This window comes from Embleya sp. NPDC055664 (assembly GCF_053618075.1).
The window spans coordinates 1-26,422 of sequence record NZ_JBSHGZ010000022.1; the positions used below are offsets into that span (position 1 = coordinate 1).

Annotated in this window: 20 protein-coding genes and 1 tRNA gene; 5 read left to right on the forward strand and 16 right to left on the reverse strand. The window is 72.1% G+C overall.

The features are described from left to right. Positions 1-143: 143 nt before the first annotated feature. Positions 144-347 (reverse strand): hypothetical protein, encoded by a 204-nt coding sequence (locus ACWGR4_RS29400; protein ID WP_380003514.1) that lies wholly within the window; start codon positions 345-347, stop codon positions 144-146. 152 nt (positions 348-499) lie between these two features. On the opposite strand from ACWGR4_RS29400, the gene ACWGR4_RS29405 reads away from it, so the two are divergent. Next, positions 500-2,137, forward strand: coding sequence for an MFS transporter (locus ACWGR4_RS29405; protein ID WP_452133566.1), 1,638 nt, complete (start codon positions 500-502; stop codon positions 2,135-2,137). A gap of 221 nt (positions 2,138-2,358) precedes the next feature. Here ACWGR4_RS29405 and ACWGR4_RS29410 read toward each other — a convergent pair whose 3' ends face one another. The 6 genes from ACWGR4_RS29410 to ACWGR4_RS29435 form a co-directional block, all read right to left on the reverse strand. Further along, a complete protein-coding gene (locus ACWGR4_RS29410; protein ID WP_380003516.1) occupies positions 2,359-2,847 on the reverse strand; it encodes a YcxB family protein in 489 nt (162 codons plus the stop codon). Positions 2,848-2,935: 88 nt separating this feature from the next. Then, positions 2,936-4,696 (reverse strand): PrsW family glutamic-type intramembrane protease, encoded by a 1,761-nt coding sequence (locus ACWGR4_RS29415; protein WP_452133565.1) that lies wholly within the window; start codon positions 4,694-4,696, stop codon positions 2,936-2,938. Between the two features lie 139 nt (positions 4,697-4,835). Continuing rightward, positions 4,836-5,579, reverse strand: a complete 744-nt coding sequence (gene trmB / locus ACWGR4_RS29420; RefSeq protein ID WP_380003519.1) for a tRNA (guanosine(46)-N7)-methyltransferase TrmB — start codon at positions 5,577-5,579, stop codon at positions 4,836-4,838. A 12-nt stretch (positions 5,580-5,591) separates the two neighbouring features. After that, complete coding sequence (locus ACWGR4_RS29425; protein WP_452133567.1) at positions 5,592-7,889, reverse strand: FGLLP motif-containing membrane protein; 2,298 nt, start codon at positions 7,887-7,889, stop codon at positions 5,592-5,594. Between the two features lie 52 nt (positions 7,890-7,941). Continuing rightward, complete coding sequence (gene lhgO / locus ACWGR4_RS29430; RefSeq protein WP_380003524.1) at positions 7,942-9,159, reverse strand: L-2-hydroxyglutarate oxidase; 1,218 nt, start codon at positions 9,157-9,159, stop codon at positions 7,942-7,944. An 87-nt stretch (positions 9,160-9,246) separates the two neighbouring features. Continuing rightward, the gene (locus ACWGR4_RS29435; protein ID WP_452133564.1) at positions 9,247-10,644 is read right to left on the reverse strand and encodes a cytochrome P450; all 1,398 of its coding nucleotides are present in this window, start codon (positions 10,642-10,644) and stop codon (positions 9,247-9,249) included. A 258-nt stretch (positions 10,645-10,902) separates the two neighbouring features. Between ACWGR4_RS29435 and ACWGR4_RS29440 the strand changes: the two genes are divergently transcribed. Further along, positions 10,903-10,976 (forward strand) — tRNA-Met (locus tag ACWGR4_RS29440). A 71-nt stretch (positions 10,977-11,047) separates the two neighbouring features. Here ACWGR4_RS29440 and ACWGR4_RS29445 read toward each other — a convergent pair. Further along, positions 11,048-12,394: an MFS transporter gene (locus tag ACWGR4_RS29445; RefSeq protein ID WP_380009202.1), complete on the reverse strand. Its 1,347-nt coding sequence runs from the start codon at positions 12,392-12,394 to the stop codon at positions 11,048-11,050. Positions 12,395-13,020: 626 nt separating this feature from the next. Between ACWGR4_RS29445 and ACWGR4_RS29450 the strand changes: the two genes are divergently transcribed. After that, entirely contained in the window at positions 13,021-14,952 is a 1,932-nt protein-coding gene (locus ACWGR4_RS29450) for an asparagine synthase-related protein (RefSeq protein ID WP_452133563.1), read from the forward strand. A 591-nt stretch (positions 14,953-15,543) separates the two neighbouring features. On the opposite strand, the gene ACWGR4_RS29455 is transcribed toward ACWGR4_RS29450, so the two are convergent. Together ACWGR4_RS29455 and ACWGR4_RS29460 are read right to left on the reverse strand one after the other, a co-directional pair. After that, the gene (locus ACWGR4_RS29455) at positions 15,544-17,160 is read right to left on the reverse strand and encodes a SpoIIE family protein phosphatase (protein ID WP_078976044.1); all 1,617 of its coding nucleotides are present in this window, start codon (positions 17,158-17,160) and stop codon (positions 15,544-15,546) included. A gap of 223 nt (positions 17,161-17,383) precedes the next feature. Further along, positions 17,384-18,715, reverse strand: a complete 1,332-nt coding sequence (locus ACWGR4_RS29460; protein ID WP_380008648.1) for an NAD(P)/FAD-dependent oxidoreductase — start codon at positions 18,713-18,715, stop codon at positions 17,384-17,386. 219 nt (positions 18,716-18,934) lie between these two features. Between ACWGR4_RS29460 and ACWGR4_RS29465 the strand changes: the two genes are divergently transcribed. Then, a complete protein-coding gene (locus tag ACWGR4_RS29465) occupies positions 18,935-19,678 on the forward strand; it encodes a TetR/AcrR family transcriptional regulator (protein ID WP_235618601.1) in 744 nt (247 codons plus the stop codon). Between the two features lie 108 nt (positions 19,679-19,786). Here ACWGR4_RS29465 and ACWGR4_RS29470 read toward each other — a convergent pair whose 3' ends face one another. From ACWGR4_RS29470 to ACWGR4_RS29480, 3 genes are all read right to left on the reverse strand, one after another. After that, positions 19,787-20,239 (reverse strand): universal stress protein, encoded by a 453-nt coding sequence (locus ACWGR4_RS29470; protein ID WP_380008651.1) that lies wholly within the window; start codon positions 20,237-20,239, stop codon positions 19,787-19,789. A 556-nt stretch (positions 20,240-20,795) separates the two neighbouring features. Then, complete coding sequence (locus ACWGR4_RS29475) at positions 20,796-21,836, reverse strand: phosphotransferase family protein (RefSeq protein WP_452132836.1); 1,041 nt, start codon at positions 21,834-21,836, stop codon at positions 20,796-20,798. 69 nt (positions 21,837-21,905) lie between these two features. Next, the gene (locus tag ACWGR4_RS29480) at positions 21,906-23,051 is read right to left on the reverse strand and encodes an acyl-CoA dehydrogenase family protein (RefSeq protein ID WP_452132835.1); all 1,146 of its coding nucleotides are present in this window, start codon (positions 23,049-23,051) and stop codon (positions 21,906-21,908) included. A gap of 282 nt (positions 23,052-23,333) precedes the next feature. Here ACWGR4_RS29480 and cutA point away from each other — a divergent pair, with 282 nt between their 5' ends. After that, entirely contained in the window at positions 23,334-23,780 is a 447-nt protein-coding gene (gene cutA / locus ACWGR4_RS29485) for a divalent-cation tolerance protein CutA (RefSeq protein WP_452132834.1), read from the forward strand. On the opposite strand, the gene ACWGR4_RS29490 is transcribed toward cutA, so the two are convergent. The 3 genes from ACWGR4_RS29490 to ACWGR4_RS29500 form a co-directional block, all read right to left on the reverse strand. After that, the gene (locus ACWGR4_RS29490) at positions 23,768-23,992 is read right to left on the reverse strand and encodes a DUF397 domain-containing protein (RefSeq protein WP_380008661.1); all 225 of its coding nucleotides are present in this window, start codon (positions 23,990-23,992) and stop codon (positions 23,768-23,770) included. The two genes, cutA and ACWGR4_RS29490, sit on opposite strands and share 13 nt — an antisense overlap. Beyond that, positions 23,992-24,798: a DUF5753 domain-containing protein gene (locus ACWGR4_RS29495; protein ID WP_452132833.1), complete on the reverse strand. Its 807-nt coding sequence runs from the start codon at positions 24,796-24,798 to the stop codon at positions 23,992-23,994. The genes ACWGR4_RS29490 and ACWGR4_RS29495 overlap by 1 nt, the downstream gene beginning before the upstream one ends. A 115-nt stretch (positions 24,799-24,913) precedes the next feature. Then, on the reverse strand, positions 24,914-26,185 hold the full coding sequence (locus tag ACWGR4_RS29500) for an MFS transporter (RefSeq protein WP_452132832.1): 1,272 nt from the start codon (positions 26,183-26,185) through the stop codon (positions 24,914-24,916). Positions 26,186-26,422 lie beyond the last annotated feature (237 nt).

Below are 26,422 nucleotides of genomic sequence, written 5' to 3' on the forward strand. Positions count from 1 at the left end.
GCGCCGCCGGCGCCTGTTTTTTTTTCCTCGCCCCCCCGTTCTCAATGGCCCCCCGCCGGGGGGCGCCGCGGCCGGCCCGCTCGCCCCCCCCGCCTTGCGGCCCAACACGACTGGAGTTTCGGTTGTGGGCTGCGGGGGTGGGGTCAGGGGACTACGCGTTCCACTGCGGCCGGGCCCAGTTCGGCGAGCTTGCGGCGGGCCTCTTCGATGTTTTTCTCGGTCAGGTCCTTGCCCTCCGCCAGGACCAGGTCCTCGGGGTCCACGGGCGTTTCGGCGCCGCTGCGCAGGTCCATCCTCGGTCGGTCGCCCTCCGGGATCTCGTCCACGGGAATGCGCTCGTCACTCATGTCGCCGTCCTTCGTTCGGGAGTGGAGTCGGTGCCCCCGCACGGCATCCGGGTACCCGCTGCGGGCGGGGCGGGAACCCCCCGGTGGCCGGCCGACAACTTTTTATACAAGCGTCATAGACAAGCGTCTTAGACGCTTGTACTGTTCCTGTCATGACCTCCACCGCAGCCAAGGCCGGCCGTAAGGAATGGATCGCCCTGACGGTCCTGCTCCTCCCGCTCCTGCTCGTGTCGATGGACATGGGCGTGCTGTACTTCGCGCTTCCGTTCATCAGCGAGGACCTGGAGCCGACCGCTCCACAGCAGCTCTGGATGATGGACATCTACGGCTTCCTGCTGGCCGGCCTGCTGATCACGATGGGCGCGCTCGGCGACCGGATCGGCCGCCGCCGACTGTTGCTGATCGGCGCGGCGGCGTTCGGCGCCGCCTCGGTGGCCGCGGCCTTCGCGAACAGCCCCGAGATGCTGATCGCCACCCGGGCGCTGCTCGGGGTGGCCGGTGCGACGCTGATGCCCTCCACGCTGGCGCTGATCCGCAACCTCTTCCACGACCCGGCCCAGCGGCGGACCGCGATCGCGATCTGGACCGCCGCGCTGACCACCGGCGCCACGCTGGGCCCGGTGGCCGGTGGCCTGCTGCTCGACCACTTCTGGTGGGGTTCGGCGTTCCTGCTCAACGTGCCGGCGATGGTGCTGCTGCTCGCGGTCGGTCCGTTCCTGCTCCCGGAGTTCAAGGACGCCGCGGCCGGCCGGCTCGACCTGCTCAGCGCCGGGCTCTCGCTGGTGTCGGTGCTCGCGGTGATCTACGGGATCAAGGAGACGGCGGCCGAGGGTGCGGCGCCGCAGTACCTGGCGAGCATTGTGGTCGGGCTGGTCGTCGGATACCTCTTCGTGCGTCGGCAGCGCACCGTCGCCGACCCGCTGATCGACCTCGCGCTGTTCCGCAACCGGGCGTACAGCGCCTCGATCGCGGTCAACGTGATCGCCGCCGTCGCACTGATGGGTTCGGCCCTGTTCAACACCCAGTACATGCAACTCGTGCTCGGCATGCGGCCGTTGACGGCGGCGCTGTGGTCGCTCACGGTGATGCCCGGGATCACGGTCGCGCTCACCGTCTCCGGGATCCTGGCCAAGAAGGTCCGGCCCGGGTTCCTGATCTGCGGTGGCCTGCTCCTGTCGGTGGCCGGCTTCGTGGTGATGAGCCAGGCCCGTCCGGGTACGCCGTTGGTCGTGGTCCTGGTCGGCGCCGGTCTGGTCGCCTCCGGGGTGCTGATCGCGACCACGCTGACCGCCGAGATGGTGCTGACCTCGGCGCCGCCGGAGCGGGCCGGTGCGGCGGGGGCGACCTCGGAGACCGGCAGCGAGTTGGGCGGGGCGCTGGGCATCGCGGTCCTGGGCAGCATCGCCGACGCGGTGTACGGGCGGGACATGCGCGACGCGACGTTCGACGGGGTGCCGGCCGACGCGGTGCACGCGGCGAACGACACGCTGGCGGCGGCGAGCGCGACCGCCGAGCGGGTCTCCGGCGGGGCGGGGGAGCACCTGCTCGACACCGCACGGGACGCCTTCACGCACGGTATGCAGTACGCCACCCTCGGCGGCGCGGTGCTGCTGACGCTGGCGGCGCTCGGCGCGACCTGGCTGCTGCGGGGGGTGCCGGTGCCGGAGCAGGCCGAGCAGGCGGACCCGACCGAGCAGGCGGAGCAGGTCGAGGGCACGACGATCGTCAAGACCACCGAAGGCGCCACCGTCGTCCCGACGCACGTAGCCGAGGCGGTCGGCAGCCGCTGATGGACCACCGGTAGGACCCGAAGGCGACCTCGCGAGAGGTCGCCTTTGTGGTTGATGCGGGAAATGCCCGATGAACGAAAGCCATTGGTGTGCACGCAATCGGATAAACGCGCCCGATCAGGTCGAATCGGCATTGTTTCTCGCCATTTCGAGCGGCCTCGGTGCGCCGAATGCCTTTGCGCACAGGTTTTCCACAGGATGTGGATCTTCCTTGTGGAAGATCAGCGCGCTGCCCGGCCCCGGCTGTGGATAAACGTCTCCAGTTCGAGGTTTTCCGCGTCGGTAAAGACCCGCCTCGGAATGGTCACCGCTTGGGTGGGACCGAACTCGAAGATCCACTGGGTGTCCACGCGGCGGATCTTGCGGAAGGCGCTCCACGGGGTCTCGCTGCGGGTGCCGCCGAGCGTGGTGACGAATTCCTCGTCGGTCAGCGTGACCTCGCAGGGCACGCCGTGCATGTGCTTGTTCTGCCGGGCGGCCTGGATCGGCGCCCAGAACCGCAGCGCCAACATCGCGACGCCGAAGCCCACGAAGGCCGACGGCCACAACACCGTGGTGCCGGTCAGCAGGGCCTGGGTCACCAGCACCACCCCGAGGGCCGAGAGCACCGCCCCGGCGCCGAGCAGTCCGCGAAAGAGGCCGCGGCGGAAGGCGAGCACGCCCTCCGCGATGTCGGCCTCGGTGGGGATGTAGGTGGTCGAGATATGCACCCGGTCATGGTCGCACGGGGGTCGGCCCGCCCCGATTACGGCTGCGAGTCGGTGGGGCCGGGCCGTGTCCGGCGCGCTCGGACAGGGCCTAGCCGGCTCCCGCGGGCGGGGTCGGGTCGGCGGGCGGTTTCGGGGAGTCGCCGGGGCGGGCGTACCAGGTCGGTGGGCCCAGCGGTTCGACCGGGGCGGGGACGCCGCCGTTCACCTGTGGCGGGGGCGGCGAGCCCCACGGCGCGGTCGACTGCGCGGGAAGGTCGGCCCGGGCGCCGTTGGCCGCGTGCCGGGGCGGGCCCCACGGCGGCGGGCCGCTCGGCGGTACGGGACCCCATGCGGGATGCGCGGCCGGATGCCGGGCCGGCGGCATCCACCCGGGCGGCGGCGCGCCGAAGGGGTTCACACCGGGCGGCGGGCCGTACGGGGCGACACCGGTCGGGGCTCCGTAGGGCGCCATGCCGGTCGGCGGGCCGTAGGGTGCCGTCCCCGGCTGCGTTCCGTACGGCATCGTCCCCGGCGGGCCCCACCCCGGCGCGCCCCAACCGCCCGGCCCGCCGTAGGGCATCGCCCACGGCGGCATTCCCGGCGGCGGCTTGACGTAGCGCCACCTCGGCGACGGCATCGTGTGGTCGATCACCCGCGCGACGGCCGGCTTGGCGGCCCACACCCGTTCCAGCAACTCCCGTTCCTGCCCGGGGTACTCCGGCGCCGGACCGCGCCGCGACCGACCCGCACGCCGCCGCAACTCGGCGAGCAGCGTGGCATCGGCCTGATAGGCGCGCAGCCGCGCGACGCCCTCCGGCCCCAGCGTGGTCCGCGCGGTGCGCAGCGCGCGCGAGCGGTCCGCCATCGAGGACAGCAGCAGCGGCTCGTGCGGCCGGAACCAGCCCGCCGCGACATAGCCCGGCAACTCGTCCTCGACCGCACGCAACTGGTCCCGCCGCACGACCACCGTGTACCAGATCAGCGCGCCGAGGATCGGCATCATCACCAGGAAGTACACCCCGAGGAACGCCAGTCCCTGGGTGGCCGAGCCGTTCCAGGACGCGTGCAGCCCGACCGCGCACACGTACCCGGCGAGCGGGAGCAGGATCCGCGCGGGCCGCGAGCGGGCCAGGACCGCCAGGCCGAAGCCGAGTCCGATCATCGAGGTGAACAGCGGATGCGCGAACGGCGACATGATGCCCCGGGCGATGAATATGCCCCACGTGGTGCCCAGGCCGTCGCCGTTGTCCTCGCTCGCCGCGAACTCGCGGCCGAAATAGAGGACGTTCTCGGTGAACGCGAAGCCCGCGGCGCTGATCGCGGCCGGGATCAGCCCGTCCAGCACGCCGCGGAACTCCCGCCGTACGGTCACGAACAGGAGCACGACCGCGAGCCCCTTGACGCACTCCTCGACCACCGGCGCCACGATGGTCAGCCCGAGCAGTTCGGCGTCCTCCTGGCCCTTGAGGTCCATCAGCTTGTCGAACGACCAGCTGTTCGCCAGCAGCGCGACCAGGGCGCCCGCGCACGAGCCCCACGCGAACGCGAAGAGCAGGCTCTTCCAGGGCAGCGGCCGGACCCGACCCAGCCACACGATCGCGCTCACCACCAGCGGGGTGGGTACCAGCGCCAGCAACGCGCCGACCAGGAGGCCCTGGGCGCCGATGGTGTCGCCGAGCATCACCGCGATGGTGATCGCGCAGCCGAGCAACGCCAGGACGAGCGCGGTTATTCGCGCGGTCTGGTTCGCCACGAGCCGGCGCGGCCACGACTTCTCCGCGGGTCCGGGTTCGTACAGGGCGAACTCGTACGCGGCGGGGTCCGCGGGGACGGGACCGGCCGGCGTGTCGGGTCCTTGCGATGCGTCCATATGGGGTGACGATAACGCCGCGCGGGGCTGCGGCGCGCCTCTCTCGGTCGGCTGTGACGTGGTCGGTATGGGTGACCCTGCCCGGATCGGCCCGCCGCCGGCCGCGCCGGCGCGGACCCGGGGAAAACCGACCCTCGGCTCAGCGCCGGCGGAAGAGCAGATCCGCGACGCGATGGCCCTTGGCCAGCCCCTGCTGCTCGAAGCGGGTGACCGGCCGCCACTTCGGTCTGGGCGCGTATCCCTCGACGGTGTTGACCAGTTCGGGCTCGGCGGTGAGCACGTCGAGCATCCATTCCGCGTAGGGCGCCCAGTCGGTCGCGCAGTGCAGGATCCCGCCCGGGACCAGCCGGGAGGCGGCCAGCGCCGCGAACGAGGGCTGGATCAGCCGCCGCTTGTGGTGGCGGGTCTTGGGCCACGGGTCGGAGAAGAAGATCCGGATGCCGGCCAGACAGGCGGGCGGCAACATGTCCCGGAGCAGTTCGATGGCATCGCCGTTGGCGACCCGTATGTTCGTCAGCCCGCGGCGCTCGGCGTCGTGCAGCAGGCTGCCCTGTCCCGGGGTGTGCACGTCGATCGCCAGCACGTTGGTGTCCGGATCGGCCTCGGCCATCGCCGCCGTGGTCTCGCCCATCCCGAAGCCGACCTCCAGCACGACCGGCCGGTCGTCGCCGAACAGCTCGCCGAGGTCGAGCCGACGGTCCGCGACGTCGAAGCCCCACCGCGCCCACAGCCGGTCCAGCGCGTCCCGCTGGGCGAGGGTGACCCGGCCGCGACGCGGGGTGAAGCTGCGCACCGTCGCCATGTGGCGCTCCGCCGGATCGATCGACGCGACGTCCGGGACGGTCGAGGCGCCGGGCAGAGGGGTTACGGGAAGAGGGGACATAAGACCAGGATTTTACAGACCGGGATTCGGCGGTGGCGGGGACGAGCGACCGACGGTCGGCGGCACGTTCGGCATCGGCGGCGGGGCGGTCGCCGGCCGGGGTACACCCGATCCCGGCGCGGTCGCCGGCCCGGGCGCTCCCGAAACCGGCCCGGGTACTCCGGAAACCGGCCCGGGCACTCCCGAGCCCGACTGCGTCCCCCACGGCCCGGGCGGCGTCCCCCACGGCCCCGGCGGTCCGGGCGGCGGCGCCGGGCGCAGCCGGAACACCGCCCAGAAGCCGACCGAGACGAGGCAGAACGCGCCGAACACCCACACCGCCCGCGTCCACATCTGCCGCGTCGCGCCGGTGGTGACCCCGGTCGGGTCGAGCAGGGTGAGCAGGAACAGGAACACCGCGACCGCGTACACCGCCGCCCAGGCCCACCGATTCCACCGCCAGATCAACTGCCCGTCCAGCCAGGTGATCGGCAGCAGGCCGAAGACCAGGCCGATCATCGCGGCGATGTAGATCTGGGTGAGCACGTTCTCCGCCAGTACCCAGCCGAAGGCCGGGGAGTCGTCGCCGGCCAGCACATGTTCGACCGGGATCCGCGACACCCACGCCGCCGCCCCGAGCCCGGCCAGTGCCCACGCGCCGAGCGCGGTGGCCCGACCCTCCTCGCGGGCGGGCAGTTGCCGCAGCCCGGCGTGGGTGAAGGCCAGGAACAGGCCGTACACGTAACCCGGCACCAGATGCGCGGTCCGCGACACCACCCCGAGCAGCACCGCGACCACCAGCGCGCCGGGGATCAGCTGCGGGAAGGCGCGGATGCGGGAGAGCCGGCGACGGTACAGCTCGGCCGGCCCCGAGTAGGCGAGCACGGTCAGCGGGACGGCGATCAGCATGGACAGCGCGAGCGCGTACGTGGCCCGGTCGAAGCCGACCGTCGGCTCGACCGCGACCGTGCACAGCGCGGACAACACGAGGAAGACGAGCACCTGGAGCCGAGGCGCACGCGGCATCGAGCGCGGTCGGGCCGCGCCCGGGCGCAGTCGGCGGCGGATCCGCAGCCGGTTCTCCTCGATCGTCTTGTTGAAGAGTTCGGCGGCGAACCCCACCAGCGGCAGGGCGAGCGCGGTGCCGGCGCCGGCCACCACCAGCGGGCCGGGGTGGTCGAGCAGGTCGCCGGGGGAGGGCAGGTCGAGGGCGGAGTCGGCGCGGTCGGCGGGGCGTGGCGCGAGGGCATCCGCCGTGCGGGCGCCCGGGAGCACGGTGAACGCGAAGCGCACCGTGCCGTCCAGCCGTTCGGCGGCGCAACCGGCCGTCAGTTCGGTCGGCCCCTCCGGCAGGTCGGCGGGCAGGGTCAGCTCGGCGTCGATCCGCCCATCGGCGCCGACGGGTACCCGGGCCACGACCCGGTCGCCGCGCCGCAGCGCCACCTCGGCCGGCGCGCCGTCGATCGGGGCGGCGCAGCCGGTGAACCCGGCCCCGCTCGCCCGGATCCGGTCGCCACCGGCGCGCGGGGCGGACAGGGTGAACGTGGCGGGGGCGAAGGTCACTTGGGCGTCGAGCGTCACGCCGGCGTCCACCACGCCGAACCGGGCGTCGTCGGAGAGGCAGGCCACCGAGAGCCGGTGGGTGCCCCGGGTGGGCGTCTGCGGGAGGTGCACCCGCAGTGCCCGGGTCTCGGTCGGCTCGGCGGGGGCGTAGAACGTGGTGACGAAGCGGCCGTCCCACCGGAGTGCGCCATTGTGGTTGGCGGTGGCCGCGCCGCAGCGCAGGTCGGTCCAGATGGTGACCAGCCGGTCGGGCCCGGCATCGGCCGGGTCCACCACCAAGCGCCGGCTCGCCAGGTTCGCGGGCGGCGGACCCGGCTTGGGGAAGCCGTTCGGGTTGCCCTGCTCGCTCGCGGGATACTCGAACGTGGTCTGCGCCATCGGCGGGAGGAACGGCTCCGCGCCCCGGTTCGTGCACAACGTCCGGAAGCCCTGGTTGCCGAGGTAGATCGGCGGGTCGAGGGTGAAGCGCACGGTGAAGCCGTGGTCGGGGTCCAGCGGTACGTCCGCCGCGATCAAACGGTCGGCGCCCTCGACGTTCGTGCGCAGCCGCGCGTCGAAGCCGATCAGGTCGATCCGCCCGGTGGGGCAGCCGGTGTGTCCGGTGCCCCGGATCGTCACCACGTCGCCCGGCCGCAGCGGCCCGCCGGGGGACACGGTCAACCGCGCCCCCGGGGTGTCCGCGCGGGCGGGCGTCGCTCCGCCGAACAGCGGTGCGCACAACAGCAGTACGACGCCCGCGAGCAGTGCGCGCAGGACGACGGGTCTCACGGCCAAGGCGGTTCCCCCGATCGGCAGGCCGGCGACCATGATCCACGGGCGACTACCGTTTGGCGAGTTCGCCCAGCCGTTCCGCGACACGCTTCGCGATTTCGTCGCCGATCGGCAACGAGGCGGTGGCCGCCGGGGAGGGCGCGTTCAGCACGTGGATCGTGCGCCGGCCGCCGGTGATCAGGAAGTCGTCGACCAGCTCGCCGTCGGGCCGCACCGCCTGGGCGCGCACCCCGGCGGGCGCCCGGACCAGGTCGGCCGAGGTCACCTCGGGCAGCAGCCGCTGTACCTCGCGCACCATCGCCGGCTTGGCCACCGAGCGCAGCAACTCGCCCGCGCCGTAGCGCCAGTGCCGGCGGGCGATGTGCCACATGCCCGGGTAGGCGAGCGTCGCGGCCAGCTCGCCCGGCGCGATCCGGGCCCACGAGTAGCCCTCGCGGCGCAGTGCCAGGACCGCGTTCGGCCCGACGTGCACGTCGCCGTGTATGCCCCGGGTCAGGTGTACGCCCAGGAACGGGAAGGCGGGATCGGGCACGGGGTAGACCAGGCCGCGCACCAGGCCGCGCCGGGAGGGCACCAGTTCGTGGTATTCACCGCGGAAGGGCACGATCCGGACCGGCGGCGGGTCGCCGGCGAGTGCGGCGATCCGGTCGCTGTACAGCCCCGCGCAGTTGACCAGGACCCGGCCGCGCAGCTCGCCGAGGCGGGTCTGCACGACCACCTCGTCGGCGTGTACGGCGAGGTCGACCACCTCCGCGCCGGTGCGCAGCGAGACGCCGCGGTCGTGCAGCAGGCGGACCAGGGTCCGGCACACGTCGAAGTAGTCGACGATGCCGGTGGAGGCCACGTGCAGGCCGCCGACGGACAACACGTGCGGTTCGTGTTCGCGGACCTGCTCGGTGGTCAGCTCGGCGACCGGCACACCGTTGGCCAGGCCGCGCTCGAACAGGGTGCGCAGGCGCGGGAGTTCATGCACGCTCGTGGCGACCACGAGCTTGCCCGGGACGTCGTGCGCGATGCTGTGCCGGATGCAGAAGTCGACCATCCGCCGGGCGCCCTCGACGGCGAAGCGGGCCTTGAGGCTGCCGGGGCGGTAGTACAGGCCGGAGTGGATCACGCCCGAGTTGCGGCCCGTTTGGTGGGCCGCCCACGAGGTCTCCTTCTCGACGACCGCGACGGTGCGCCCCGGGTCCTGTTCGGTGAGCGCGTAGGCGGTGGCGAGCCCGACGATTCCGCCGCCGATCACCACCACGTCGTAGGTCAACGTCATCAGCACACCTCCGGCCTTCGACCCTAGACGGTCGCCGGCCGGCGGGCGGGCGGATGTGGGGACTCGGGGGTGGGCGCGGGGTGGGGGTCAGCGGTTGCGGAGCCAGCGGGACGGGCTCCACCACGCGGTGGAGGTGGTCGGGGCGGCCGGGGGCGGGTCCGCGGGTGGCGCGGGCTGGGGCGCGGGCTGGGGGGTCGGCTCGGCGGGGGCCGGGGACGGCGGCGGGTCGAGCCTGGGTGGCGTGGCGGCGGCCGGCTCCGGCCAGGGGGTGCCGCCGTGTACGGGCTGATCCGGGGTGAAGACGACCGGCAGCGCGGTCAGGCCGCGGATCCACGGCGACGCCTGCCAGGTCAGCTTGCGCGGCGGGACGGCCAGGCGGATGTCGGGCAGCCGGTCCAGGAGGGTGTCCACCGCGGTCTGCGCGATCAGCCGCGCGGGCCCCTGGAACGGACACGTGTGCGGGCCGCCGCCCCAGGCCAGGTGTGCCCGGTTGCCGGTCAGCTCGGTGCCGGGCGGACGCACGGCGGGATCGGCGTTGGCGCCCGCCAGGCCCAGGACCAGGAAGTCGCCGGCGCGGATCGCGGTGCGGCCGAGCAGGGTGTCCTCGGTCGCCCAGCGGCCCGCCACGTTCTGCATCGGCGGGTCCAGCCACAACACCTCGTCGAGCGCCTCGTCGGTGGTCCGCCGACCGCCGGTGAGGGACGCGTGCAGCGCGTGGTCGGTCAGCAGGATGCGCAGCGCGTTGCCGATCCAGTTGACGGTGGGCTCGGTCGGGGTGATCACGAGCAGGTCCTCGATCACCTCGGCGTCGGTCAGCCCGGAGGGGTGCTCGATCAGCCAGGACGCGATGTCCGCGCCCGGCGTGACGCGCCTGGCCTCGACCAGGTCGGTCAGCATGCGCAGCAGGACCCGCTGATGTTCGGGCGCGTCCGGGCCGCCGTCGAAGAGTCCGTTGATCACCCGGACCAGGTGCGGTCCCTCCAAGGCGGACAGGCCGATCAACCGGCCCATCGCCAGCAGCGGCAACCGCTGCGCGTACTCCGTGAGCAGATCGGCCTCGCCCCGGGCGACGAACGTGTCGATCAGCGAGTCGGCCATGTGCTCGATCTCGCCGCGAAAGGCCCGCCGGTCGATGCGGCCGAGGCTGTGCGCGACCGCCGTGCTGTGCCGGCGGTGCTCGGCCCCGTCGGTGCACAGGATCGACGGGCGATACTCGACCATCGACGCCGGCGGCCAGTCGGCCGGGACCAGACCCTTGATCCGGTCGCGCCACAACCGCGAGTCGTGCGAGAACAGCTCCGGGTCGCGCAGCACGGCCAGCGCCTCGGCATAGCCCAGGACCAGCCACGCCCGCACGCCGCCCTCCAGCACGACCGGCGCCACCGCGCCGTGTTGTTCGCGCAACTCGCGGTACAGCCCGGCCGGGTCGGTCTCGAAGCGTGGGCCGGACAGGGCCACGTACGGGCAACCGGATCTCTCGGTCATCTCGGGACACACCCCGCTCCGCCGCTGCCGCGGCTGTCGCCGGCGCACATCGGCCCGCCCCCGGTAGGCGACCCGCCTTCTACGGCCCGGAACCATATCGTGCCCGCCGCGGATTGCCACCGGGTCGAATCGGGCGGGAACGGCCTTTTCCCGCAAGGGAGTCGGTGCTCGGCGGCGGCCGTGCGCGGCCGGCCGGGCCGGGCGTCGCGGATATTGGTCACGGGCGCGTCCGCGATGGCGTACAGTTGGGTTCACCGACGCGGGGTGGAGCAGCTCGGTAGCTCGCTGGGCTCATAACCCAGAGGTCGCAGGTTCAAATCCTGTCCCCGCTACTTGGATCGCAGGCCCGACATGAAAATGTCGGGCCTGCGGCGTTTTTGGGAACGGATCCGCCACCGTCGGGTCAGGCGGTGATGCCGGCGACCAAGCGGGCGCGGTCGGTGAAGTCCTTGACCGCTCGGACGTCGGCGTAGGGCTTGAGGCCGACCAGCAGGTTGTTGAGGTAGGCCGCGTTGCGGGACGAGTGCACGCGGTCGGCGATCTCCAGCGCCTGCCGGCCCGCCGCGCACGCCGCCTCGACCTCGCCCGCGCGCAGCTCGGCCTGGGCGCCCACCGCGAGCCGCAACCCGTGCGAGCGCTGGTACGCCTCGCCGCGCAGCCCGGCCAGCGCCTGCACGGTGAAGTGCCGGGTGCGCTCGGGCACGCCGAGGTCGCGGTAACACTCGGCGCCGTCGGCACACAGCCGGTCCCAGGTGAAGAAGTCGATCCACTCCGGGTCGTCGTCGCCGGAGCGGGCCCGCTCCAGATGCGCCTCGGCCGCGTTCAGCGCCCGACCGCACCCGGCCGCGTCACCCCCGCGAGCGTGCGCGCGGGCCTCGACCAGGTGCAGGAAACCGGTCACCCGCGAGGTCGCGATGCCCTTGTTGCGCTCGATGGCCGCCTGGGCCAGGTCGACCGCGATGTCGGGGTTGCCGCGATACGTGGCCTGCAGGCTCATCGAGGCCAGGACGTACCCGCCCAGCGGCACGTCGGCCGCCGCCCGGGCCAGCCGCAGCGCCTGGATGTAGTAGCGCTGCGCCACCTCGTGCTGCCCGGTGTCGAAGGCCATCCACCCCGCCAGCCGGGACAGTTCGGCCGTCGCGCCGAACAGCCGACGGCCCACGTCGTCGTGGTAGCTCCCGCGCAGCAGCGGCGTGGCATCGCAGCGCAGGCACTCCGGCACCATCGACGCCCGCCAGTCGCCGCCCCCGTACTTGCTGTCCCAGCGGCGGGCCTCCTCGGCCGCCTCGCGCAGCTTGGTCACGTCGCTGTGTCCGACGTGCGGGCCACTTCCGCGATGCTCGGCGCGGGCGTCGGCCGGGGTGATCAACCACCGGGCCATGGGGGTGCCGTAGGCGGTGACGGCGAACGTCCCGGCCAGCAACTCGCGTCGATTCACGTGGTCGTGCCTCCACAGGTCGGTGGCGGTGCGAACTGCCTCCCCGACATCGCGTGGGAAGGCCAGGCCGAGATCGGGATCCACCGGCCGACTGTCGTCGAGGCCGATCTCCTCCAGCGGCACCGGGCGGCCGAGCCGCTCCGCGAGCACGGCCGCGATCAGGTGCGGCACCGGGCCCTGCGGAGTCATGCCCTTGCCGACCCAGCGGGCCACGGAGGTCTTGTCGTAGCGGAGGGACAGGCCGCGCCGGGCGCCCAGGTCGTTGACCCGACGGGCGAGTCCGGCGTTGCTGACCCCGGCGACGCCGAGCAGGTCGCCGAGTCGGCCGTTGGGCCCGCGCTCGCGCGAGACCCGGGGACGGGCGTCGACGGGGTCGGAGGTCGCGGGTCGCGACGCCGGGGAATCGAGGAGGGGTCTCACGCCGACGCCCGCCGGGGAATCGCCGAAGGAGTCGTCGGCCCCGGCCCCGACGCCTCCGCCTACCACCCCCGGATCCGGGACCTCCCGGTCCTCGACGCCGGAGCCCGAACGCCCCGACTGATCCTGCTTGGGACTGCCGCGCATAGTTTGCCCCCAAAGGCAACCCTCCGTCCGCCTCAGCGTAACCGGACCGGCCACCCTCGGTAAGGGAGATATTCGCCAATCCGGGGAGTCGTCCGAGGTGTTGCCCCCGACCCGGCCCTCCGGGCCGCCCGCGGGGCAACCCTCGGCCAAGCAATCACCAAGCCGTGGGGTCAATCATTGACAGACCGTACTTGACGACACGTCAGTACGCAGGCACGGTCAAAAGGAACCATGCGCCGGGTGCGTGTCCCCGTGCGCCGTCGAATGCGCTCTACTCAGGCTTGCCTAACCTTGGTTCCATGGAACCGTCGGAACCTGTACGGCCGGCATCCATGGTGGGTTTGCGCGGTGCCGTTTACCCGAAGGGGGTCGAGATGCGCTGGTTCGCAGGGACGTCCGAGAGCCCGAGCGTGGCCCGGCCGACCGGGGCCAGGACGCTGTGGGATGGCTCCGATCCGCTGTGGCTGGTGGGCAATTGGCCCGCCGACGAGGTGCGGGTGGTCAGTCGGGGCAGGTTGCAGATGGCCGTGCTCGGCGTCTGCGGCGCCACCGACGCCGAACTCGAGGTCGGCCTCGCGGTGGCCCGCGGTGGGGCGCTGCGGCACCTGACCGGCTGGGCGGGCAGCTACCACGTGGTGCTGCGCAACGGTCGGCGTACCGTGGTGCTGGGCGATCTCGCCGGTGTCCGCCAGGTGTTCCACGCCGACCCCGGCGACGGCGTGGTCTACGCCTCGCACGCGCTCCCGCTCGCCGACCTGACCCGGGCGGGCCTGGACACCGAGGCGTTCGCGGCCCGCCTCGCCTGCCCCGATGTGCCCGAACTGGTGGCCGGGCGCTCGATGTTCACCGGCGTGAGCCGGCTGGAACCAGGCCATGCGCTCGAACTCACCCACGGCGTGCCCCGGGTGCGGCTCTACGAACAACACCGCTCTCCCCTGGACTTCCCCGGCGCGGCCGACGCGCTCGGGCGCGCGCTCACCGACGCGGTGGGTCGGCGCGTGGCCAAATCCGAGCGGCCGGGCGCCGATTTGTCCGGCGGGCGCGACTCCGCGGTGCTCGCGCTGCTCGGCGCGCGCTCGCTCACCAAGGGCACCGCGCGCGACCTGGTCGCGGTCACCTGGGCCGAGCCGTGCGCCCCCGGCGACCCGGCCTCGGCGGCCGACATCGTGGCCCGCTCGGCGCGGCTGCGCCACCTGGTGATCCCGGGCGGGGTGGACCACCTGCCCTACACCGGCCTCGCCGACGTGCTCGACGGCACGGTGATGCCCGACGAGCCCGGCTTCTCGCTGATCGGGATGGCCCGAACCGGCCGCACCCTGGAGGCCGTTCGCGACGCCGGCATCGACATGCACATCACCGGCTACGGCGGCGACGCCGTACTGGGCACCCCGCTCGCCTACCTGGCCGACCTCGCGATGGACCGCCGCCGGGTCACCACCGCCCGGCACGCCCGCACCTGGGGGCGCAACCTGGGGATGAGCGGCTTCGAGTTGGCGAGTACCGCGAGTCGGGTCGCCCGCACCACCTTCCCCCAGGCACTCGACCGGCTCGCCGAGGTGTTCGCGGGCTCGGGTCGGGTGGACACGGGGCCGGCCGCCGCCATCGCGTGGTGCTCCGCGGCCCCCACGGCGGTCTGGACGACGCCGGAGATGCGCCACCGCCTCGCCGTATCGCTGCGTCGGCTCGCGGCCGAGTCGGTGGTCTCGGCCGGATCCGTAGTCGCCGCGGATCCGGCTGTCCACGGCCGTCCGGGGGACCGCGCCGCATGGGTCGCGGTCCGCCGGGCGGCCGAACGGCAACGGGCCTACCAGCAACTCGCCGAGCGGGTCGGGGTGCGGGTCCAAGCGCCGTACCTGGACACCGCCGTGGTGCGCGCCGGACTCGCCCTGCCGGCCTGGGCGCGGGATCGGGACGACGGCCCCAGGGCGCTGCTCACCGCGGCCGTACATGGGCTGATCCCCCCGCACGCGCTCGGCACCGTGCACCGGGCCGACTACACCGAGGCCGAACGACGCGGACTGCGGATCAACGCACGCACGCTGCGGGAGCTGTTCGCCGACCCGCTGCTCGGCGAACTGGGCGTACTGAACCCGGTCGAAGTCCGAAACGCCCTCGACCTGGCCATCGGCGGCCCCAGCCTCGCCAAGGGCGACCAGGCCGTACGCCCCGACCTGCCCCTGGGCCCACTGGCCGACATCGTCTCGGCCGAACTATGGCTGCGCGGCGTCTGGGAGGGCCGAGTAATGCGCTGGGACGCCACGCCCAGCTCCGCCCCAGGCATCCGAATCGCCGCCGCCGTGGCGTAACGCCATCGGGCCCGGCCGGCGCTTGAGGCCGGCCGGGCTGTTTCGCCTCAAACGCCGGCGAGGCTGGGTGGCCTCATGCGCCGGCCGGGCTGTTTCGCCTCAAGCGCCGGCGAGGCTGCTTGGCCTCAAGCGCCGGCCGGGCTGCTTGGCCTCATGCGCCGGCCGGGCTGCTTGGCCTCATGCGCCGGCCGGGCTGTTTCGCCTCAAGCGCCGGCGAGGCTGGGTGGCCTCATGCGCCGGCCGGGCTGTTTCGCCTCAAGCGCCGGCGGGGCTGCTTGGCCTCATACGCCGGCCGGGCTGTCGGGACCAGAGTGGCGGAGCGCAGTCCGGCTCCGTCCCAGCCACCAGGCAGCCCGCCCAGCACAGGAGGCGCCCCAGGCCGGCCATCACCGGAGTCCGCCCGAACCCACCGACAGCGCGAGGCACCCCAACCGCGTCACCAGGCGAGCACAAATCAGCCTCGCCGGCGTTTGAGGCGAACCAGCCGGGCCGGCGCTTGAGGCCAAGCAGCCGTGCCGGCGTTTGAGGCCAAAGAGCCTCGCCGGCGTTTGAGGCGAAGCAGCCCGGCCGGCGCATGAGGCCAAACCCCGGTCAACCCAACGGGAACTCGCACCAGACCGTCTTGCCCTCGTCCGTCAACCGACTCCCCCACGACTTCGCGATCGTCGCCACGATCGCCACGCCCCGCCCGCTCTCGTCATCGGCCGCCGCCCGCCGCCGCCGCGGCACGTGGTCGTCCGCGTCGGACACCTCGACGATCAACCGCCGATCCGTGCGCCGAAGGCGCAACCGCATCGGGGCCGCGCCATGCGTGAGCGCATTCGCCACGAACTCGCTCACCGCCAACACCCCCAGCTCGCGCAGCTCCTCGCCCACCTGCCAACTCGCCAGCACCCCGGACGTGAACGCCCGCCCCCGAGCGGCCACCTCACTGCCCCCGAGCAGGTCGAGCGACGCGGTCCGGAACAGCCGCGCCTGCGCCCCCTCCCGCCGCGGCAGCTGCAGCACCAGCATGGCCATGTCGTCGTCGTGCTCCTCGGGCAACTGCATGTGCGCGATCAGGTGGTCGCGCACCGCCTCCGGCTCGCCCACCGAGGACAGCAGCGCGGCGCCGAGCGTGTCGATGCCCTCGTCCAGGTCCTCGCCGCGACGCTCGACCAGACCGTCGGTGTACAACACCACCGTCGAGCCCGGATCCAGGGTGATCCGTCCCGAGGTGTGCGGCCAACTCGCCCCGGTGCCCAGCGGCGGCCCGTTGGCGTCGTCGAGCTTGTGGATCACGTCGTCACCGTCGCGCACCAGCGGCGGCAGATGGCCCGCCGTGGAGTAGGTCAGCACGCCCTCGCCCGGGTCGTAGACCGCATACGCGCAGGTGGCGATCTGGGTGGCGTCGATCTCCATCGCGGTCTCGTCCAGCAGCTGCAGGATCTCGTGCGGCGGCAGATCCAGCCGCGCGTACGCCCGCACCGCCGTGCGCAGTTGCCCCATCACCGCCGCCGCCCGCACCCCGCGGCCCATTACGTCGCCGATCACCAGCGCGGTACGCCCCGCGCCCAGGGTGATCACGTCGTACCAGTCGCCGCCCACCGCCGCGTCGGTGCCGCCGGGCAGATACTTCGCGGCCACGATCAGGTCGTCGGGGTTCTCCAACCGCTGCGGCAGCAGGCTCCGCTGCAGGGTGACCGCGGCCTGCCGGTGTCGCCGCTCGCTCTCCCGCAACCGGTCGGTGGCCTGGACCTGGTCGGTGACGTCGACCGCGAACACCAGCACACCGCGCGTGTCCCCGCCCCGCCCGGCCGCCTCGGGGCGCACCGGCGTGCAGACGAACGTGTAGTAGCCGTGCCTGCGCTCGCTCTCCGGCATGCCCGGGTACGTCTCGCCGCGGTGATCCACCCGTCGCGCCCGCACCGTACGCCCGCGCCCGGTCCGATAGACCTGGTCCATCAGGGTCAGCAGCCCGTGCTCGGCGAGTTCGGGCAGCGCGTCCCGCGCCGGCACCCCCGACCTGCGTGCGCCGAAGACCGCCCGGTAGGCGTCGTTGACGTAACACAGCTCGTGGTTCGACCCCCGAGTGACCGCGATCAGCGCGGGCGCGTGGGCCAGCACGTCGCGCAGCGGGAAGGTGTCGTTCGATTCCTGGCTGCGTGCCGCCGGCACCGAGCGCCGCCGGTCACCGGCCAGCCGGGCGCCCCACCGAGTGATGTTCAACCGCTCGCTTCCTGGAGAGTTCGTTCACGCAAAGCGCATGGAGATATACCGCAGGTGACATCCCCAGTGTGGGCGAAAGTCGGCCGTGAGGGAATCACGTCCCGTGACCGGGCCCCCGTTCGGGGTACCGCAGCAGTGCGCTGTGGCAATGTACGGGACCCGGTCGCGACACACTCAACCCTCGGACAACACGGCAGCCTACGAGCCGCGCGGTCGCACGTGCCTACCCGGTGCGCCTGCGGTCGCCTCGGGTGGCGTACTCGAATTCGGCGCGCGGGTGCTCGATCGACCCCAGCGAGACGATCTCGCGCCGGAACATCAGGGACAGTGTCCATTCCGCCATGATGCGCATCTTGCGGTTCACCGTGGGCACCCGGCTGAGGTGGTAGGTGCGGTGCATGAACCAGGCCGGCAGGCCCTTGGTCTTGATCCCGTAGACCTGCGCGACACCCTTGTGCAGACCGAGGGACGCGACCGAGCCGGCGTACTTGTGCCGATACTGCCGCTGCGGTTGGCGGCGCAGCCTGGCCACGATGTTGTCGGCCAACACCCGCGCCTGGCGCACCGCGTGCTGCGCGCTGGGCCCGGTGAACTCCTCACCCGGCTTGGTCAGGTCGGGCACCGCCGCGCAGTCCCCGGCGGTCCACACCCCCGGTACACCGTCCACCTCCAGCGTCGCCCGGGCCCGGAGCCGGCCCTTGTCGTCCAGCGGCAGATCGGTGGAGAGCAACATCGGACTGGGCTTGACGCCCGCGGTCCACACCAGCGTGCTCGCGTCGAGTTCGGTGCCGTCGGAGAGCACCACGTGCCGGTTCACCGCCGACTCCAGGCGGGTGTTCAGGCGTACGTCGATGCCGCGTCGGCGCAATTCGGCAACCGTGTACCGGCCCATGTCCTCGCCGACTTCCGGCAGGATCCGGGGAGATGCCTCGACCAGGATCCAGCGCATGTCCGCGGGGGTGATGTTGTGGTAGTAGCGGCAGGCGTAGCGCGCCATGTCCTCCAACTCCGCCAGCGCCTCGACGCCCGCGTAGCCGCCGCCGACGAAGACGAACGTCAGCGCGTGGTCGCGGATCGACGGGTCGCGGGTCGAGGAGGCGGTGTCCAACTGCTCCAGCACGTGGTTGCGCAGCGCGATGGCCTCCTCCACGGTCTTGAAGCCGATGCCCCACTCGGCCAGACCGGGGATGGGCAGCGTGCGCGCCACCGAGCCGGGCGCGACCACGAGCAGGTCGTAGGGCTCGGCGTAGGTCTCCCCGCCGAGCAGTTCGACGGTCGCGGTCTTGTTCGCGTGGTCGACGTGCTCGACGGTCCCGGTGACGATCCGGCACTTGGGCAGCACCGACCGGAGGGGGACGACCACGTGTCGCGGCGAGATGGCGCCGGCCGCGGCCTCCGGGAGGAAGGGCTGGTAGGTCATGTAGGACTGCGGTTCGACGACGGTCACCGTCGCCTCTCCCGTTTTGAGTTTTCGTTGCAGGCGCAGAGCGGTGTACAGGCCGACATAGCCGCCGCCGACGATCAGGATGCGCTCGGGCCGAGTCGAGGTCGTCATGCGTCCCACTCTGCCCCTTTCCGGGGGACGCATCCAGGTGTTCGACGGCTTTCCACCGTCCGTACTGGTGGTGACGAGACGTCAGCGTTCAGCGATATCTTCACAACCGTGCTGTCGGATTCCGCTTCTGGGCCGGGGTCGGTTCGGGTAGTCTCGACGCCCTGGGCAAAGCGGGGTCTGGTGGGGGAATCGACACACTTGCCTTCCGGGGGAGACGCTATGAGCGGCGCTTCGCGCACGCGGACCACCAAGATGCAGGACACCGGAGCCGACGGCATCGGAGGTCGGCACACAACGACGATTCCATCGGCACGCAAGCCGCAGCGCAGCAGGCCGGCCGAGCCGTCACCACAGCTGCGCACCGACGCCCGGCGCAATCTGGAGCAGGTGCTGCGCGCCGCCCGTGAGGTGTTCGGCGAGTTGGGCTACGACGCTCCGATGGAGGAGATAGCCCGCCGCGCCGGCGTGGGGGTGGGCACCATCTACCGCCGCTTCACCGGCAAGGAGGCACTGGTCCAGCGGATCATGATCGCCGAGACCAACCGGCTGACGGCCGAGGCGGTCAACGCCCTGGACGAGGAACCCGACGCGTGGTCCGCCCTGGCCCGCTACTTACGTCGCGCGGTCGGCTCGGGTGCCGGCCGATTGTTCCCCGCGCTCAGCGGGCGGGTCCCGGTCACCGAGGAAATGAGCACCTCGCGCGCCGAACTCAACGACGCGGTGGGCATGTTGGTCGACCGGGCCAAGGCCGGCGGCCTGCTTCGGGCCGATGTGTCCGACGCCGACATCTCGCTGATGATGTCGTGTCTGTTGCCTCCGTCGGGGCTGCCGCATCCACAACGGTTGACCATCGCCGGTCGTTATCTGGAGATCCTGCTCGACGGGCTGCACGCGGGACATTCCTCGCCGCTGCCCGGGAAACCGTTCACGCAGGACGAGTTGGACACGTTGTTCCTGAGTTGAGGCGGAGCCTCGGAGTCCGGGCGCCTCGTGGTCCGGACCGGACCGTCACTCGGCGCCGGCGCCGGCGCCGCCGCAAACCGTCGCCACCACCACCGACCGTACAGAGCCTCAGCCGCGCACCACGAGGACCGGGCACGCGGCATGGTGTACCACCGCCGTGCTGACCGAGCCGAGCAGCAGGCGGGCGAATCCGCCGGAGCCGCGCGAGCCCACCACGACCAGTTCGTGGCGTTCGGACATGCCGAGCAGTACCTCGGTCGCCGTACCCGCGTGGACCTGGACCACCGTGTGGCCGCGAAACGTGTGTTCGCGCTCGCCGTTCACCTCGCCGACCGTGGCCTCGGTCCGGGTCCGCAGTTCGGTGAGCGTCCGTTCCAGGTCCTCCTGGTAGTGCGGGCCGGGCGCGATCACCACGTAGCCGGGCGTCGCGGGCTGCGCGGTCACCACGTAGAGCGGCAACTCGCGCAGTTCGGCCTCGGTCATCGCCCAGTCCAGCGCCCGCCGGGACGGTTCCGATCCGTCGACGCCGACCACGACGCCCTTCGGCTCAGCGTCGGTCATGGGCCCTCCTCGTCCACCGGAACCGGATGTGGAGGGCCCAATACCACCGGGACGTCGCGTGCTCACTTCCACACCGGAATGCCACCCGGACGGCGGGGCGCGCCGGGCGGACACACCCACACGTCGACGCGGCGCAAGCGGTGGGCAGAGCGCGAACCGGCGCGGGCGCGGGTGGCCACGGCGCCGGGCGGCTCGGGCGGACGTCGTTTCGGCGCGGGAGGGCGGGCCGGCGCGAGCGCGGGCGCGGGTGGCCTTGACGCCGGCAGGCCCAGGCATCGAGCGGCTCGGGCGTGGGGTGGTGCGGGCGTTGCGTGGTGCGGGCGCCGGCAGCAGGCTCGGGCGTCAGCGGTTCGAGCGTGCTTCGTCGGGGGCGCGGCTCGGGCAACCGGGGCCGACCGACTCGGGCGTCAGGCAACCATGACGCCGGCAGGCTCGGGCGTCGACCGCTTCGGGCGCCGGGTGGCCACAGGGCCGGCGGGCCCGGCCGTCGGCAGGCTCGGCGCTCGGCGCTCGGTGTTCGGCGGGCTCAGGCGCCCAATGCCCGGTCCCCGGCGGGTCAGGCGGCGGCCAGGATCTCCTTCGCCCGCTCCGCCAGGGCCCGCAGGCCGTCGGGGGTGAAGCGGCCGGATGTGTCCTGGTCGCCCATCGCGCCGGCCGTGTAGCGGTCGAGCACGCCGGCGAGGATGCAGGCCAGCCGCCAGCACGCGAACGCCTGGTACCAGCGGATGTGGCTCAGGTCCCGACCGGTGGCCGCCGCATAGCGCGCGGCGAACGCGGCCCGGTCGACGAACCCCTCGCTCGCGGTGCCGTCCGCCGGCAGCAGCGTGCCGTCCTCGCCCGCCTCGACCCAGTACATGAGCGTGGTGCCGACGTCGGCGAGCGGGTCGCCGAGCGTGCACAACTCCCAGTCCAGGACCGCGCGCACGGTGCCGTCGGGACCCAGAATCACGTTGTCCAGCCGGAAGTCGCCGTGCACGATCGTCGCGCCCTGCTGCTCCGGTACGGACGCCGCGAGCGACCGGTGCACCTCGTCGATCGTGTCCATCCCGGGCACCCGGGTGGCCTCCCACTGGCGCTGCCAGCGCCGCAGTTGGCGGCCGATGTAGTCCTCGCGGCGGCCCAGTTCGCCCAGGCCCACCGCGTCCACGTCCACCACGTGGATCGCGGCCAGCACGTCCGCCAGTTGTTCCCCCGCCCGCCGGCGGGCCTGCGGGGTGAGCAGCCGGTTCGCGTCCTCGACGCTGCGGATCACGTGCCCGTCGACGAAGTCCATCACGAAGAACGGCGCGCCGTTGACCGCGTCGTCCGCGCAGTACCCGAGCACCGGCGGCACCGGCACATCGGTGCGCCCCGCCCCGAGCGCGGCCAGGATCCGGTACTCGCGGCCCATGTCGTGGGCCGTGGCCAGCACATGCCCGAGCGGAGGTCGTCGCAACACCCACCGGCGCGCGTCGGCGTCGGCGACCACGTAGGTCAGGTTCGACCGCCCGCCCAGCACCAACTCGAAGTCGAGCGGCGGTCGCACGGCCGTACGCTCCGCGAGCCAGGTCGTGATCGCCTCGGGGCGCAGCGCCTCGGACGGGGAACTCTGCGGCATGGTGGGACTCTCCGCTTCGGTGCTGGTCGGGGGCAAGGGCGAGGTGGTTCGGCCGGCGGCCGCGTCGGGTCAGATGCCGAGCGAGCGACCGATGATCTCCTTCATGATCTCGTTGGTCCCGCCGTAGATCGACTGCACGCGGGTGTCGACGAACGCCTTGGCGACCGGGTATTCGAGCATGTAGCCGTAGCCGCCGTGCAGTTGGAGGCAGCGGTCGACCACCCGGCTCTGCAGCGCGGTGGTCCACCACTTGGCCTTCGAGGCCGCCACGGCGTCCAGTTCGCCGGCGATGTGCTTCATGATGCAGTCGTCGAGATAGGTCCGAGCGATATCCAACTCGGTGTCCATCTCGGCGAGTTCGAACCGAGTGTTCTGGAACGAGCCGATCGTGCGGCCGAACGCGGTACGGGTCTTGACGTATTCGAGGGTATGCGCGAACACCCGTTCGGCGCCCGCCACCGCGCTGCACGCGATGCCCAACCGCTCCTGGGGCAGGTTGTGCATCAGGTGGTAGAAGCCGCGGTTCTCCTCGCCGAGCAGGTTGGCCGCCGGGACCCGGACGTCGGAGAAGAACAACTCGGCGGTGTCCTGCGCCTTCATCCCGATCTTGTCGAGGTTGCGCCCGCGTTCGAAGCCGGGCATGCCCCGTTCGACCACGATCAGACTGATGCCCTTGCTGCCCTTGGCCGAGGGGTCGGTCTTGGCGACCACGACCACCAGGTCGGCGTGGATGCCGTTGGTGATGAAGGTCTTGGCGCCGTTGAGGATGTAGTGGTCGCCGTCGCGGATCGCGGTGGTGCGCACCCCTTGGAGGTCGCTGCCCGCGCCGGGTTCGGTCATCGCGATCGCGGTGATGATCTCGCCCGAGCAAAAGCCCGGGAGCCAGCGCTGCTTCTGCTCCTCGGTGGCGAGGTCGATCAGGTACGGCGCGACCACCTCGTTGTGCAGCCCGAAGCCCACCCCCGAGGCGCCCACCCGGGTCAGTTCCTCGGACGCGATGGCCAGGTAGCGGAAATCGGCCACCCCGCCGCCGCCGAAGCGCTCGTCCACATCGATCCCGAGCAGCCCCTGCTTGCCGGCCTTCAGCCAGAGCGACCGGTCGACGATCCCGTCCTTCTCCCACTGATCGTGGAAGGGCACGACTTCGCGCTGAAAAAACTCCCGAACGCTCTCCCGAAACGCGATGTGCTCGGGTTCGAGGTGCCGGTCCCTCATGTGTCCACTCCCCCTGCGGTCCCGCGACGGACCACGCCGGTTCGAACATTCCTACCGGTCGGTAGGTTCCACGTGCACGCATGCTAGGCGCGCCGGCAAGGGGGATCAACCCTTCGGGCCCGAGGGGGCCTGTCCCGGGAACAGCCGAACCCCACCGCCACAGGCGTACGGCGTCGGTCCTCGCCGCCCGGCACCCGGACAGGTCGCGATGCGGAGACATACTCTGATGGCAGGACCGACACCGACGCGGTTGCGACATTCGCGGGCCGCCGCGAGGGGCATGTGACGGACTACATGGTCGTGATCACCACGACGGACGGCAGCGAGGCGGCGGAAGCGCTCGCACGTGGCGGCGTGGAGGCGCGGGTGGCGGCTTGTGCGCAGATCGTCGGGCCGATCCGCAGCGTCTACCGGTGGGACGGGCGGGTGCAGGACGACCCCGAATATCAAGTGTGGTTCAAGGCGCCGGCCGACCGCTTCGAGGACATCCGGGACTACATCCTGGGGCGCGCACACGTACGACACGCCCGAGGTAATTCAGCTGCCCATCACCGCCGGATCGGCGGCGTATCTGGCATGGCTGACCGACGAAACCAAGCCCCGCCAGAAGTCCCGAAGTTCCGCACGGAGCCGGGCGGACCGGCCGGGCGATGCGTCTTCGGTGTCTCGATCACCCATTGGATTCGTCGGGTGATCGAGACGCGGACGCGCGGCTCTCAGATCAGGTGATCGAACTCCCCGGCCTTGGCACCGGCGATGAAGGCCGCGAGCTCGTCGCGCGTGTAGCGCAGCGCGGGGAGGTCGGGGTTCTTGGAGTCACGCATTGCGACCCCTCCAGCCACACCCGCGAGTTCGACGCAGGTGCCGTTCTGGTCGGAAGCGCTTGCCTTGATCCAGACGGCATTCGTCAAGTCGGCTTCGTATAGCTCGTTCTTGTCCATCACAGACTCTTTGCTCGTTCCCGTAGTAGCGCGGCGGTCTCGTCCGGCGTCAACGCGGCTGCTGCGATCTTGCTGAACAGCCTGTTGCACAAGCGGAGTTCGCGTTTCGAGTCAAGTGAAATCATACCGCCGACACCCTCCATCCAAGCAGCGTCGGGATCGTCGGTGTCCTCGAACTTCAGGATGGTGAAGCCTGCTGCCTGGATCGCCATCCGTCCGGCCGAGAACGGGCAGATCTGGAACGTGACGTTCGGCAGGGCCATTTCCGCGATCAGGTGATGCATCTGCTCCCGCATGACGCTTGGCCCGCCGATGTCGAAATGCAAGGCAGCCTCGGTGGTGATCGCGTGGTACGTCAGTGGTTCTTCGTCGCGGAGGAGGCGCTGTCGCATTTCCCGGACGGTGACCAACGCTTCCACCTGATCGACGCCATAGGCGTTGAAGCCGGTCGTGATGATTGCACTCGCGTAGTTCTTGGTCTGGAGAAGTCCCGGGATCAGGTTCGGGTGATACTCCCACTCCTCTTCGGCGTCGTCCTCCAGAGCGATCACCTCGGCCAGGTTCGCGTTGACGTCGTTCGCGAACTCCTGCCACCAGTGGCGGATGCGCTTTTGCACGAGAAGGTCGAGCAGCTCGCGGTCGCCCGTGCTCACCGCGACGGCGTACCCGTCGACGCCATCGCCCGCACCGTCGGGTTCTCCGCCGGCTACGTACGGATGATCCTGCGACGCGAGGGCCACCTCACGCCGAACGGCCTCCGGACACGGCTCACCCCGACAGGCGACCGGGCCGACGAGGCCGCGCACGTCGGCCCCGTCGGATGGACCGGACGACCCGTTTACGCGCCGCCCGGACGGTGGCGGAGCGAGGGCCGCCGCGATCCCGATCCCGGGACGGGGGACGGGAGCGCGGCGGGCCCGGCTACGCCGTCAGCGCCTGCGGGGTGGCCGACTGACGGGTGATTGTCGACTCCGCGACCACCGTGCCGTTCTGGGTCGGGTTGAGGCTGTGGCGCATGCGCAGCGCCAGGACCGTGATCAGGATCGAGCAGGCCATCAACACGCCCAGGTACGGGGCGTACAGGCCCGCGCCGACCATCACGCCCGCGAAGGCCGGGCCCGCCGCCATGGCCAGTTGCTTCACCAGCGACTGGGCCGCGTTGTACTGGCCCAGCAGGTGCGCCGGGGCCAGGTCGGCGACCATCGGGCCGAGGGTCGGCGCCAGCAGCGACTCGCCCACACCCAGCAGTGCGAAGGTGACCACGATCGTGCTCGCGGCGGCGACCGAATTGTCGTGTACCAGGCCCGACACCGCCGTCACGATCCACGCGAGCAGCCAGACCAGGCCGGTCGCCGCGATCACCGTGCTGCGGCGGCGGCGCTGGGTGATGCGCAGTACGGTCAGCTGGCCGAGCACGATCACCGCGGTGTTGGCCGCGAGCGCCACGCCCAGCATGCGCGGCGAGATCCGGCTGACCTCCGTCGCGAAGGCGGTCAGGCCCGACTCGAACTGGCCATAGCAGGTGAAGAAGATCACCGCGCTCACCACGCACAGCCGAACCATCGCCCGGTTGCGCAGCAGATGCCGAAAGCCCGCGCCCGGCGTGGTGCCGGCCGGCATCGGCGGGACCGCGGGCAGCCGGACCGTGCCGCACACCGCGCCGAGGACCAGGAACATCGCGGTCTCGATGGCGAACAGCAGGGTGAAGCTGGCGGGCCGCGACTCGTCGACGATCAGGCCGCCGATCAACCCGCCGATGCCCAGGCCCAGGTTGTTGAAGGTGAACTGCAGCGCGAACGCCCGGGCGCGGGTCGGCGCCGTCGTCAGCCGCACGATCATCGTGGCCAGGGCGGGCTGGATCGCGGCGATACCCGCACCGAGCAGCGCGGCGCCGAGCATGACGAACACGCCGGTGCGCGCCAGGCCAAGGGTGAGCGAGCCGAGCGCGGCGACCATCGCGCCGACCGCGAGCACCGGACGCGGACCGCGCCGGTCGATCGCCGGACCGACCATCGGGAGCACGCACAGCGCGGCGACGGCGAGCACGCTGAACATCAGTCCGGCCTGACCGGCGGACAGGTCTCGCACCCGCGTCACGTATACGAACAGGAACGGCACCGTGAAGCCGCTGCCGAACGCGCTGAGCGCGTTACCGAGCTGGATTCGACGCAGAGCGCCCCGGGTTGCCACCACACACCTCCCGACTGTCGGTCGCGCGGCCCGGCCGTTCCGGCCCGCGGGGATCGGCCCGCAGGCGGGTCTCGGCGGTACGGGGGCGTGACGGGGCAACCGATCCGGCCCGTGCCGGCACGGGGGCATGCCCGTGTCCGGCGAGGGGGATCGCCTGGTCCGCGTCGAGGCGGGCGCGCCGGGGGCAGCCGGGGGTGTCCCGGGCCCGCGCCGGCGGTGCCGCCGTGCCTGATCCGATGG